The sequence below is a fragment of the Cryomorphaceae bacterium genome (assembly GCA_007695365.1).
In the GTDB taxonomy this organism is placed as follows: domain Bacteria; phylum Bacteroidota; class Bacteroidia; order Flavobacteriales_D; family SKUL01; genus SKUL01.
Window position 1 is genome coordinate 1 of record REDV01000134.1, and the last position, 13,039, is coordinate 13,039.

Below are 13,039 nucleotides of genomic sequence, written 5' to 3' on the forward strand. Positions count from 1 at the left end.
GGTAGTGCTCGGTGAATACGATAAATCCTTCGGGTGAGAGGTAATAGTCCTCGGGTTCGAGGTTTTGTCGGGGCGAAAAGCTGCTGTTGCTGTCAGGCATTGGGCAAAGGTCGTAATAATGGCACAATCGCAACAGTGCAGAGCGCGGCTTTGTTCGCTTAGTGAGTTGCGGGTTGCGGGTGCCGGTATTCTTCGGAAAATGCTTTCTGCACAGCCTGATATGCGGGTTTTTTGCGACCGTGGTAGTCAATTACGCTCCACGAAGCACCCGGCCAGCAGTCGTTAAGCTGCCAGAAGAGGGTTCCCATACAGTGACCTTTTGCGGCCATGTGCGCATGGATGGCTGTGGTGAGGGCGTGGGTCTGTACGCGTTGTGATGCCTCAATAAATTCCTCCACGGATGCGGGTTTTTCGCGCAGTGCCTCCATGTGCCACCTGAGTTCAGCGTTTCCGATATAGCTTTTTTGTCGGTCTGTAAACGCCGGAGAGCCAATAAACATTCGTTCATCCGGTATATAGGGGCGCAGTGTTTCAATATCGGGATAACTCTGCATGCCGTATTCCACCATAAAGCGACCTACATTGCGCTCATAGGCACTGATTGGGTCGCGACCATGCCACACCCCCCAGTAGTGCATACTGCCGTGATTGAAATTTTCGGCCGTGCCCCAATTTCTTTGAGGGGTGGAAGGTACATAAGGTGTTTCGGGGTCGTTTTCAGCAACAATGTCGGGCAAAAGTTGATGAAAGATACGCTCGTAATTGGCCCACAATTGCTGCTGATGGGCTTCAGTGTAGCCGTAGCGTTCCTGCCAGCCCCAGTTTCGCCATGCAACTTCAATTTCGTTGTTGCCGCACCACAACACCACCGAAGGGTGTTTGCGAAGCCTGTTAACTTGTTGTGATGCTTCGAGTTGTGCGTTTTGAAGAAAATCGGCACTGCCCGGATACATCGTTCCGGCAAACATAAAATCCTGCCACACCATGATGCCCAGTGAGTCGCAAAGCTCGTAAAAGATGTCGCGCTCGTACACGCCGCCTCCCCACACGCGAAGCATATTCATGTGAGCATCAGCAGCGGCTTTCAGCAGGTTCCGGTAATCAGCATCCTTAACGCGTGGCAGAAAAACATCCTGCGGAACGTAGTTGGCCCCTTTGGCAAAAACAGGTGTTCCGTTGATTTTGAAATAGAACGACGTTCCAATCGAGTCAGGTTCGTTTACGAGTTCTACAGTGCGCAGGCCCATGTTGAGGTGGATTGAGTCCTGGGTCATTCCGCGATAACCAAGTTTGATCTCGAGCGGATATCGATGTGCTTCGCCGTAGCCGCGTGGCCACCATCTTTTGGGGTTTTGAATGCGCAGGGTGTCACACAGCCAGTGGGTTCCGGCGGGCAGTGCTACTTCGTGTTCCTTGTGGTTGAAATGCAGGGTAAATGTGCCGTTTCGGAATGCCATTACAAGGGCACATACCTGAACTTCGGCCAGGCTGTCGTTGATGCTGATCAGCCGATAATGACTTTCTTTGAGCATGCCTTTGCTTCTGAATTCCAGTCTCACAGGTTTCCAGATTCCGCGGGTTACCAGCCTCGGAGCCCAGTCCCACCCAAAATGGTAGGCAGCCTTGCGCACCCATGGGGCCAGTTTGAGCGAGTCATTGTCAGCGGGATACACATAATCCAGCGAGTCATAGACGTGTTCAAATACTTTTTGCAGCGGCTCAAACACCACTTTCAGCTCATTGGTGCCTTCCCGAATTAATTTTCGCACCGGAATACGGTAACTGCGAAACATGTTGCTTGTGCGGCGGATATGGTGTCCATTGAGGTAAATATCGGCATGGGTGTCTATGCCGTCAAAGACAAGATCGGCGGCGCGATGCTCCAATTGTTCGGCGTTCACCTCAAAAAGGCAGCGATACTCAAAGGTTTCGCTTTCTATCCAACGCAATTCGCGCTCCTGTGAAGCGTTAAAGGGGTTGTGTATCAGCCCTGCTGCGAGCAAATCGGTATGTACCGTGCCGGGAATTTCTGCCGCTACTGAGCCCAAACTGTCGTTCAGAAGTTGCCAGTTACCGCCGAGTTGCATCGTTTCTTGCAAAGGAAAGCTGTTAGAATCCATACAGCCACTTTGGATGATGAGTGATGCGAACAGGCCGACCCACAGCGCGGGCAGTGCTGCACAGGTTGACCAGAGATTTCGATTCCCGGAGGAGTGAGTTGGGCGCAACATGGTTAATAGCTCAGTGGATGGGCATGCAACCAGGCTGTGTAGCTCCACAATTGCAGCGCAAAAGCCAACAACAGGAGGAGATACCTGAGCCGCAGTTGTTCCATCGTTGCCGAAAGTACCAAAAACAGCGGAAAGAGCGTGGTGGCAAAACGCGTCATGGACGTAACTGAGCCGGAAGTTAGGGGTAGCAGGATGCCTATCCACACCAACACATTGAAGCTTAGCGGTAGTTTTCTCCAGCTCCACACAGCGAAAAGAATAAGCACGATGGTAAAAACCGAGTTGAACTGTGTAGCCGCATCGCCCTGTCTGAAGAGCGCCAGCAGCGGAAACATAAACTCACGGTACCAACCTTGTTGCGCAATGCTGAAGGCAAAGAAATATCCCGTTTCCAGCCACTGGTAATAGCAGTAGGCCAAAAAGGCGAGGGGCGCGGTGAGAAAAGCTGAGGTGTGCAGAATGTTTTGCCGACTGAAAACCCCTTTCCACTGAGGGCTGAACCCCATGAGCCAGCCCCGAGCCTCAAGGTGATAGAGGTACAGCGGCACCAGAACCACAATGCCGTTGGGTCGCACCAGGGACAAGGGTATGAGCAGTGCGGCGAGTAGCATGTAGCGGCGATGATGCACGGCGAGAAATGTTCCCAGTAGGAGCGACATGAACAAGGCCTCTGTGTAGAACATTGAGTAGTAAAAGGCAAAGGGAAAAAGCACCATCAGCAGCGAAAAGTAAAGGGCTTTGAGCGTGTTTTTGAACCACACAAAGCCAAGCTGAGCAAGCAAAATAGCCGTAGAGGCGCTCAGTAAAATGCTCCAAAAAAGCGCACTGTACAGGTAGTTCCAGCCTGTAAGCCACATGGTGGCGCGGTTCAATAAGGGGTACATCGGAAAAAACGCCCACGCGCTTTGATGGTACTCGTCATCTTTGGAGTAGCCCAGATCGCGCCGCGAGTGTACCTCCGGGTAGCCCTCGGTGGCGATGGTTTTGTACCAACCTACGTCGTTTTTGTACATGTCGTTGAGGTAATGTTGCAGAAGCGACTGGTTATGGGTTTCACCTGCCAGCACCATCGAAAAGAGCAAATACCCCACCTTTACCAATAAGGTGACACCAATCAAAACAAGCAGTGAGCGACGTGGCATATTGCGTTGTGGACTTGCTGCAAAGTAAAGGCTTTGGGGTGAGAGTGAGGGTGGGTTCCTCGGAAGCTAAAAGATAGCTTTTTTGAACAGGTATTTTCCCCTTATTTTGCAGGGATGAAAACAACCTTCTCCATTGGCGACGTTTCCTACCAAGCCGAGTTACAACACGGACACGACCTTTCGCTTGCCGTGGCACTCCAGGGTCCGCGAGCCTGGTATGTAGATAATCCGAAAATTGAGGCGGTCATGACCGATCGGTTTACCGGCAGCGTGGCACGTGGGGGCTCGGTAAACTTTTACGACGTGTGCTTTAATCCGCACGGCCATGGCACCCATACAGAATGTCTGGGTCATATCACGCCCCAGAAAGAATCGGTAAACGACGCCCTCCAATCCTTTTTTCTAACGGCCAGGCTGATTACCTTAGAGCCGGCTACCCTCAGCAGCGACCGCTCGGAGTGGGTGCGCGCAGGCGATCGGGTGATACTGCCCGAGCAACTCGCCAATGCCATGGGCAAAGCTCCAGTGCAGGCGTTGATTGTGCGCACCCTGCCCAATCCTGAGTCGCGACGTGAAAAAAACTACAGCAGTACCAATCCGGCCTACTTCCTGCCCGAAAGCATGGATTGGCTAAATTCCTTTGGCATTGAGCACCTGCTTACTGACTTGCCCAGCGTGGATCGCGAGGAGGACGGAGGACGGCTGGAGGCTCACCACCGCTTCTGGAATGTGCCGCACAACCCGCAAAAACACAAAACCATCACCGAACTGATTTACGTACCTCACCAGGTGGTTGATGGACTCTACCTGCTTAACCTGCAGGTTGCCGCGCTCGAAAATGACGCCGCGCCCAGTCGCCCGGTGATTTACCCTGCACTACCGATATGAATATTGAGGATTTCAGAGCGTATTGCATCGCCAAACCGGGTGCGGAGGAAAGCTTTCCGTTTGACGAGAACACACTCGTATTTAAGGTGGGCGGAAAAATGTTTTGCGCACTGGATGTGGACGAATTTGAAAGCTTCAACGCCAAATGCGACCCCGACAGAGCCATTGAACTGCGTGAGCGCTATAGCGGTATTCTACCCGGCTACCACATGAGCAAAAAACACTGGAATACGGTTATGGCCGACGGTTCGGTGCCTGATGAACTTATGAAACAGCTGGTTGATGATAGCTATACTCTCGTGTTCAACACGCTACCGCGCAAAAACCGAGATTCCATTCAACCCAAATCACATTGATCATGAAGCAATCCAACATCGCCAAACTCATCGCATCCTGGTTTTTTCAGGGACTGCTCGTTATTGTACCCCTCGCTTTGCTCGGATATGTGGTATATGCCCTGTTTACGTTTCTGGATCGCCTGATTCCGTTTCAAATTCCGGGTTTGGGTATCCTCACCCTACTCGTCATTATAACCTTGCTGGGGTTTTTGGGATCTACCATTGTGGCACAGCCCATCAAATGGTGGTTCGAGGAAATGCTCAACCGTGTGCCGCCGCTCAAATCCCTGTACGAAGCTGTTTCTGACCTGATGAGTGCGCTGGTGGGCAATAAAAAACGCTTCGACAAACCTGTGTTGGTAAAACTTCACGCTGAATCAGACCTCTACAAGCTGGGTTATCTCACCCAAAGCGATCTGAGTAAACTGGGTATTCCACATGGAATGGTGGCTGTGTACTTGCCTCATTCCTATAATTTTTCGGGCAACCTCTTTATCGTACCGGCTGCACATGTTACGCCGCTCGACAGCAAGAGCATGGATGTAATGAAGTTCATCGTGTCGGGTGGAGTAACCGAGCTGGCAGATCCGGAATCAGATGTCGAAGAACAGCCTTAACCTCCTGCTGCTCCACACCATTGTGCTCATCTTTGGTTTTACGGGCATTCTCGGAAAACTGATTACACTTCCCAGTCATCATTTGGTTTGGTACCGCATGCTGATTGCTCTGGCAGCTATCGCGATGTATATGCCACTTGTGAAGGTGAGTGCCAAAGCGGGAAAAAGACGCATCGCTGCCCTCATTGTGACCGGGATGATTACCGCAGCTCACTGGATTACCTTTTTCGAGGCCATCAAAGTATCCACGGTATCCGTAACACTTGCCTGCCTGAGTACAGCCACGCTTTTTACCGCACTGATTGAACCCCTGTTCTTTCGCCGTCGCATCAGCGCGTCAGAAATCATCATGGGTGTCTGTATCATTGCCGGACTGGGTATGATTTTCAGCGTGGAAACCCAATATGCATGGGGGATTGGTCTGGCCGTACTTTCGGCATTTCTAGCTTCGCTGTTTAATGTACTCAACGGCATTTTTATCCGCAGCGACAGACCCTCGCGCATTGCACTTTACGAGATGATTGGCGGCGTTTTGCTGATCAGCGTCTATCTGAGCCTGCGAGGCGATTGGAGTGCCGGTTATTTCCGCGTGTCGGAAGCCGACTGGCTTTGGCTGCTGCTGCTGGGAACGGTATGCACCGCCTTCGCTTTTGTGGTGGGTGTAAAGGTGATGGAGACCATTTCGCCCTTTACCGTGTCGCTCACCATCAATCTTGAGCCCATCTACGGCATCATCCTTGCCTGGTTTATTTTCGGAGCGGAGGAGCAGATGAACTTCGGATTTTATTTGGGAGCCTTTGTTATCTTCGCAACCGTTTTCACCAACGCTTATCTTAAGCGACGTAAATTGCGAACTTCCTGATGTTTCTGCAGCGAATTGCACTGGTTTTTGTGACTGTGATGAGCGGTGCAGTAATGTATGCCCAAAACTCAGCCCCGCAAATCCGCAACCTCAAAGCCGAGGCTGACACAGTATCCGGAGAAGTGGTCATTACCTACGACTTAATAGACCCCGACAGCCGTGAGGTGGAAGTGTTTTTGCGCGCCTCCAACGACTACGGTCAAACATGGCTCGTATATACGCACAGTGCGCGTGGTGACATCGGAAGGGATGTACGCCCCGGAAAAAACAAGCGTATTGTGTGGGCCTACAACCGCCGGGCCGGAAATGTGCTCGATTTTTACGTGAAGGTGATTGCCGATGACGGCCAGAATCCCGGCTACGAGAATATCACAGGTAAAGTAGCAGAAGGCAGATTGCAACGCGATATCCTCACCATGCAAGGTCCACGGCACTACCTCACCGGAGCCCCGGGGTTGGAAATAGCCCAGCGCCTACTCACCAATCGCCTGCACGACCTCGGTATGGATGTGCGGCGACAAAAGATTATGCTCGGAAGCTACGAAGGACAGAATATCTCAGGGCAATTGAGGGGTGATGTGACCGAAACGGATGTCATCATGGTGGCTGCACACTACGACACCGACGGTGAATCGCAGGGGGCCAATGACAATGCCTCAGGTGTAGCTGTGATGCTGGAAGCTGCGCGCATATTAACCGAAGTTAAATTGCGTAAAAGTGTGGTCTTTGTAGGATTCGACCTCCAGAAACAAGGCGGGATAGGAAGTCGCAGGTATTTGCAAAAGCTCTCCGAGTATGAGCGAAAAAACATCAAAGCTGCGTACATTCTCGATAATGTAGGCAGGTACAGCGATGTGATTTTCACCCAACAGTTCGACCCTCCACAGAAAAGAATGTTTACCGCCCTGGTTCCACGGCTGGAAAGCGAACAGTGGCGCGGCAATTTTCTGTTTGCCATCAGCGATGAAAACAGCATCCCTGCGCGAAACACTTTCGCAACCACTGCCGAGGTGGCTACACCCCAATTTCGGGTAGAGGCCCTCAAAGTACCGGCTGTAGGCGCCGAAAAAGTTCTCTTCGGGAGCCACATGTTTCTGCCTTTTTGGGAACAGGAAATACCCGCCGTGTTGCTCACGGATGGTGCCGAATCCCGAAAAACCGATTATGCCGTAAGTGAGGATATTGCCGATAAGCTGGACTTTGAGCGAATGGGCGAAGTGGTGCGAGCTCTGGTGGCAACCATCGCCGAAAAAGCCGGATATATTCACGGAGATGTGCAGGTGTCCGGAATCTCCCTCAAGGAACAAGGCATGACCCGCAGGCCACCCGATCACCTGGTGGACTACCATCTTTACCTTACCGATGATGATGAAATCCTGAAAGTTCGTATCAACCACCCGGAGCACGGTCGCCTGAAACTGCGGTTGGTCGACCCTTCCGGTGAAGTGTTTTATCAATCGCGCATAGACCTCTACTACAACAGTGTAATCAACATCGATATCAGCTACCTCCCAAAAGGAGTGTACCTCGTAAACCTTGTGGGTTCACATTTCGACGAAATCAAGGAGTTTGTGCTGCGCTAAGCCTTCGCATTGTTGTTAACTTTGCCGGCGTTCGGTTGTTACAAGGTGAACACAACAGACAAAACTCCAGCTATGAACGAAACCTCCGCACAGGTTTACTGCCCGAATTCTCACGCCTACCAACGATTTGAAACCCGCCCTGTACGTGTGGGTTCTGTGGTGATTGGCGGCAGCAACCCCATCCGGGTGCAGTCTATGACCACCACCGACACCATGAACACAGAGGCTACGGTGGCGCAATCCATCCGTATGATTGAAGCCGGTTGCGAATTGGTGCGTATCACTGCTCCCAGTAAAAAAGATGCTGAAAACCTGGAGCACATCAAGGCTGCTATCCGTGCGGCGGGCTTCGACACTCCGCTGGTGGCCGACATTCACTTTACGCCCAATGCTGCGGAAATTGCGGCCAGCATTGTAGAAAAAGTGCGCGTAAACCCCGGTAATTACGCCGACAAAAAGAAATTCGAGAACATAGAATATACCGACGAAAGCTACCAGGCAGAACTGGAGCGCATCCGTCACCGCTTTTCACCGCTCGTGGCGCTTTGTAAAGAGCACGGAACAGCTATGCGCATCGGCACCAATCATGGCTCACTGTCAGACCGCATTCTGAGTCGCTACGGCGATACCCCGCTGGGAATGGTTGAATCGGCCATGGAGTTTTTGCGCATTTGCCGCGATATGGACTATCACGATGTGGTGATTTCCATGAAGGCAAGCAACCCGCAGGTAATGGTGCAGGCATACCGATTGCTCGTAAACCACATGATGGAAGCCGGAATGAATTACCCGCTACACCTCGGGGTTACCGAAGCCGGTGATGGCGAGGACGGACGCATCAAATCGGCCGTGGGTATCGGAACCCTGCTCGAAGATGGTTTGGGCGACACCGTGAGGGTCTCCCTTACAGAAGAGCCCGAAGCCGAAATCCCCGTAGCCCAAAAACTGGTTGAGCGCTACCAAAACCGCCCCGACACACCCGTGGAGGCTGTGCCGCGCGACAATGATGCCTTTACCTACGAGCGACGCAAAACCCGGGAAGTACTGCACACCGGCGACCGCAACGTTCCGTGTGTGGTGCACGATTTGAGCCGAAGAGAAAAAATAACCCCGGCATCACTCTTTCCGCTGGGTTACCGCTATTCCGTACAGCTCGATAAATGGAATATCGCCGATCTGGCCTGCGATTTTGTGTACGCCGGATCTCAAAACATTGATTTTGAAATTCCGGGTACGCTGAGCATTATTCACGACTTTGAGACCTGGCAAGCAGAATCACACAAAGACCGCCGCTATCCCTTGTTGAGTCTGGAGCAATGGCAACAGGAAGGCCCTGGAATCAACACCACAGCTTTTGTAGAGACAGATATCAACCACCTCAACGCGGGTTTGCTGGACCAACTCAAAACAGCAAATGTAATTCTGGTGCTTACCACGCAGCACGCCCACGGAATGGCCGAACAGCGCGCAGCTGTGTTCAAGATGATGCACGCTGATTGTGATGTGCCGGTGATTGTGCGCCGCGATTACGACACGTCCGACGAGGAAACCTTTATGCTCCACAGCGCAACCGACCTCGGGGCGTTGCTGCTCGACGGCCTCGGTGATGGAATCTGGCTCAACGCACCGCACATTCCGCTTGCGCGCATCAACCAAACGGCATTTGGCATTTTGCAAGCAACCCGCACGCGCATATCCAAAACCGAGTACATCAGCTGCCCGTCATGTGGAAGAACACTGTTTGACCTGCAGGAAACCACAGCCAAAATCAGGGCGCGCACCCATCACCTGAAAGGGGTGAAAATCGGAATCATGGGCTGTATTGTGAATGGGCCCGGTGAAATGGCCGATGCCGACTACGGCTACGTAGGAACCGGTGTTGGAAAAATCACCTTGTACCGCGAAAAAGAAGTGGTGAAGCGAAACGTGGACGCAGAGCACGCTGTAGATGAATTGATTGAACTGATAAGATCTAACGGAGATTGGGTAGAACCCGCAACAGAAGAGTAGAAAGATGGTGGCAGAAAACGGAACCGCAACGCGCACAGCGATTATTGCGGGATGTACGGGATTGATAGGAACAGCTTGCCTTGACATAGTGTTAAACGAAGACCGCTACGCAAAAGTGATCGCGCTGAGCCGGCGCCCGCTTCACAGGGAGCACCCCCGACTCGAAAACAAGGTGGTGGACTTTGACAGACTTGAGGAGTTTATCAAAGACATTCGTCTGGACGACGCCTATTGCTGCCTGGGCACAACCATTAAGCAGGCCGGCTCGCAAGAGGCGTTCAAAAAAGTGGACTACGAGTACGTTATGCGCTTTGCCCGTTGCGCTCGCGAAGCCGGTGCCAAAAGATTGATGCTGGTGAGTGCCGTGGGTGTTTCGGCTGACTCGCGGATTTTTTACAACCGCGTAAAAGGAGAAGTGGAGCGCGATGTAAAGCAACTCGGCTATCCGGTGCTTCATATTTTCAGGCCGTCGCTGTTGCTGGGCAACCGGCGCGACTTTCGGTTTGGGGAGCGGGTGGCCGCTGTGCTGATGAAGGTTCTGAAACCTCTGTTGATTGGCGGTTGGACCCGATACCGCGGTATTTCAGGACTGCGGGTAGCACGTGCCATGCGGGCGGCAGCGTTCAGCGCAAAGGAAGGAGTCCATACCCACGAATACCGCCAAATGCAGGAACTTACAGGCGGTCGCTAAGCAGTTTTTGCGCAATTATTTCATCCAAATACTTACTTTAGAGGCATGAAAACCCTCGCCCCCACCACCCGTTGGAATGTACTTCCACGCGCTGATCAACAAAAGGTTGACAGCCTAAAGGATGCCCTTGGTATTGACCGGAACCTATGCGAAATACTGGTGCAACGTGGCATCACTTCCTTTGAAGAAGCGCGAAGTTTTTTCCGGCCCGATATGAGCCAGCTTCACGACCCCTTTCTCATGGCCGATATGGAGGCCGCCGTGGAGCGCGTCATTCAGGCCCTGGGTGATGGCGACCGCATTATGGTGTATGGCGACTACGATGTGGACGGTACCACATCTGTAGCTGTGGTTTATTCGGTGCTGAGGCGCGTAACCGAACAGGTGGAATACTACATTCCCAACCGCTATACCGAAGGCTACGGACTGAGCAAAAAGGGCATTGACACCGCAAAAAAGAACGGAGTTTCGCTCATCATTACCCTCGATTGTGGCGTGAAAGCCGTTCAACTGGCGGACTACTGTGCAGAACTCGGCATAGATCTGATTGTGTGCGACCACCACCGCCCGGGAGCAGTTTTGCCTCGCGCAGTGGCCGTACTCGACCCGAAACGCGAAGATTGCGCCTACCCCTACAAGGAATTGTGCGGCTGCGGTGTGGGCTTCAAGCTGATGCAGGCGCTCAGTATGCGGGGAGTATTTGGTTTTTCGGTGTGCATGGACTACGTAGACCTCGTGGCGCTGGCCATTGGCGCCGATATTGTGCCCATCACCGGCGAAAATCGCGTACTCGCTGCGCTGGGACTTGAGAAAATCAACAACAACCCCGGTGAGGGCATTCGCGCCATATTGCAAACCGCCAACTTTAAGCGCACCTTGTCTGTTTCGGATGTGGTGTTTGTAATTGCGCCGCGTATCAATGCCGCCGGCCGCATGGAATCAGGAAACCGAGCCGTGGAGCTGCTCGTTTCAAGCCAGGAAGATCTTGCAGCCCTGTTGAGTGAAACCATCAACGGCCAAAATCTGCAGCGCCGCGAGTTGGACCAGGCCATTACTGCACAGGCGCTCCAAATGATTCAGGAAGACCAGGTGCTGATGGATGCCAAAACAACCGTGCTTTTTCACCCCGACTGGCACAAGGGCGTGATTGGCATCGTGGCCTCGCGCCTTACCGAAACCTATTACCGGCCAACCATCATTCTTACAGAATCCAACGGTAAAGCAACCGGTTCTGCGCGCTCGGTAAAAGACTATGACGTGTACAACGCCATAGAGGCCTGCAGCGATTTACTCGACCAGTTTGGCGGACATGCTTTTGCGGCCGGACTGACCCTGCCCGTAGAGAACATTGTGCTTTTTCGCAGCAAGTTTGAAGAGGTCGTATCGGCCACCATTCGCCCGGAACAACTTATTCCCGAAATTGAGATTGACCTGGAGATTGACTTCGCGGATATCACTCCGAGGTTTTTCGCAGTATTGAAGCAGATGGCCCCCTTTGGCCCCGGCAATATGAACCCCGTTTTCATCACGCGGCATTGCATCAACGCAGGGTACAGCAAAACAGTTGGCTCCAATCACCTCAAATTTCACGTGTGCCAAACCAGCAATCCCGGCATAACGATGAACGGTATTGGGTTCGGGCTGGCAGAACACTATCCCGAAGTGGCCGATGGCCAACCTTTCTCCCTCGTTTACACCTTAGAGGAAAACGAATTTAACGGGCGCACTTCACTTCAACTCAAGGTGAAGGACATTCGCTTTGAGCCCTGATCAGCGTTTCTTACGACTTAACACGCTTAATGCTGCAGCCCAATTGACGGGTTGAATTGGGATCGATGGTTTTTCCGGCAATCATGTTTGCGATGGCGTCGGAAAGCCATGTTTCCTTTACCTCCGCCGAAGCGTTGACATTGTCGTCAATGGCCCCTTTGTACACCAGTTTCATGTCTTTGTTAAACAGGTAGATGTGTGGTGTGGTAAGCGCCCCGAAAGCATCGGCCACCACGTGGTTGGCATCCACCACGTAAGGCATGGTATAGCCTTCCTTTCGTGCTTGCTCCTGCATTTTCTCAAACGAGTCCACCCCATCGCGAAAAGCCTCGTTGGAGTTCACCAACACCATACCCACACCAGCTTTTTCTGCCACCTGGTGCATGGGGTTGTAACGATTTTCCCAGCCTTCGCTGTTTTTGCCGGGGTTACCCACCACAAACGGACAGGTATTGCATGAAAAAACCACCAGCAGGCCATTTTCTTTTTTCATATCCTTGAGGATCATGTTCTTGCCCGATACATCTTTCATTTTTACATCGGCCTTGGGCGCCGCAGCCCCGATTTCCAGTATGGGGTTGTTGATCTCTTTGCAGGCCATGATAGCCGCAGCGGCAATGGCTAATGCGATAATCAGTTTGTTTTTCATGGTTGTGTGTTTTGAAGGTTAAAACTAGCCAGATGAAATGAGTGAACGCTCTTTTCCGGCGTTAAAATTAGCAAACGCCATACGGAGGAGATTGTTTAACCCGCGTAATACAATGGGCCGAAGCCAATGCATACTTTGGGGTTGCGGCTATAGATAATGGCTCTAAATAAATTGTTTAACGACCGGCTTGTTGATGCTGTAGCAGTATAGTACCGGACCTAAAGCACCTGTTAAAAGTTTGCAATCCCCAACTTTTTT

The 13,039-nt window shown here is 52.1% G+C and carries 11 protein-coding genes; 8 read left to right on the plus strand and 3 right to left on the minus strand.

The genetic code is table 11. The features are described 5' to 3' along the window. Positions 1–158: 158 nt before the first annotated feature. On the minus strand, positions 159–2,231 hold the full coding sequence (locus EA392_13740; GenBank protein ID TVR37039.1) for a glycoside hydrolase family 2 protein: 2,073 nt from the start codon (positions 2,229–2,231) through the stop codon (positions 159–161). A gap of 2 nt (positions 2,232–2,233) precedes the next feature. Continuing rightward, positions 2,234–3,373, minus strand: coding sequence for a hypothetical protein (locus EA392_13745; protein TVR37040.1), 1,140 nt, complete (start codon positions 3,371–3,373; stop codon positions 2,234–2,236). Between the two features lie 114 nt (positions 3,374–3,487). Between EA392_13745 and EA392_13750 the strand changes: the two genes are divergently transcribed. The 8 genes from EA392_13750 to recJ all read left to right on the plus strand — a co-directional run bounded on the left by EA392_13750 (position 3,488) and on the right by recJ (position 12,132). Continuing rightward, positions 3,488–4,261: a cyclase family protein gene (locus EA392_13750; protein ID TVR37041.1), complete on the plus strand. Its 774-nt coding sequence runs from the start codon at positions 3,488–3,490 to the stop codon at positions 4,259–4,261. Beyond that, positions 4,258–4,617 (plus strand): MmcQ/YjbR family DNA-binding protein, encoded by a 360-nt coding sequence (locus tag EA392_13755; protein TVR37042.1) that lies wholly within the window; start codon positions 4,258–4,260, stop codon positions 4,615–4,617. Before EA392_13750 ends, EA392_13755 begins: the two co-directional genes overlap by 4 nt. Positions 4,618–4,619: 2 nt before the next feature. Beyond that, a complete protein-coding gene (locus EA392_13760; GenBank protein ID TVR37043.1) occupies positions 4,620–5,216 on the plus strand; it encodes a DUF502 domain-containing protein in 597 nt (198 codons plus the stop codon). Next, positions 5,197–6,078 (plus strand): DMT family transporter, encoded by an 882-nt coding sequence (locus tag EA392_13765; protein TVR37044.1) that lies wholly within the window; start codon positions 5,197–5,199, stop codon positions 6,076–6,078. The genes EA392_13760 and EA392_13765 overlap by 20 nt, the downstream gene beginning before the upstream one ends. Then, complete coding sequence (locus EA392_13770) at positions 6,078–7,661, plus strand: M28 family peptidase (protein ID TVR37045.1); 1,584 nt, start codon at positions 6,078–6,080, stop codon at positions 7,659–7,661. The genes EA392_13765 and EA392_13770 overlap by 1 nt, the downstream gene beginning before the upstream one ends. 72 nt (positions 7,662–7,733) lie before the next feature. Then, positions 7,734–9,671, plus strand: a complete 1,938-nt coding sequence (gene ispG, locus EA392_13775; protein ID TVR37049.1) for a 4-hydroxy-3-methylbut-2-en-1-yl diphosphate synthase — start codon at positions 7,734–7,736, stop codon at positions 9,669–9,671. 4 nt (positions 9,672–9,675) lie between these two features. Beyond that, positions 9,676–10,362 carry an NAD-dependent epimerase/dehydratase family protein gene (locus EA392_13780; protein TVR37046.1) on the plus strand — a complete coding sequence of 229 codons (687 nt, stop codon included), beginning with the start codon at positions 9,676–9,678 and terminating at the stop codon, positions 10,360–10,362. Positions 10,363–10,407: 45 nt separating this feature from the next. After that, the gene (recJ, locus tag EA392_13785) at positions 10,408–12,132 is read left to right on the plus strand and encodes a single-stranded-DNA-specific exonuclease RecJ (GenBank protein ID TVR37047.1); all 1,725 of its coding nucleotides are present in this window, start codon (positions 10,408–10,410) and stop codon (positions 12,130–12,132) included. A gap of 10 nt (positions 12,133–12,142) precedes the next feature. Here the strand turns inward: recJ and EA392_13790 are convergent, their stop codons facing one another. Beyond that, complete coding sequence (locus EA392_13790; protein ID TVR37048.1) at positions 12,143–12,781, minus strand: thioredoxin family protein; 639 nt, start codon at positions 12,779–12,781, stop codon at positions 12,143–12,145. Positions 12,782–13,039: the final 258 nt, after the last annotated feature.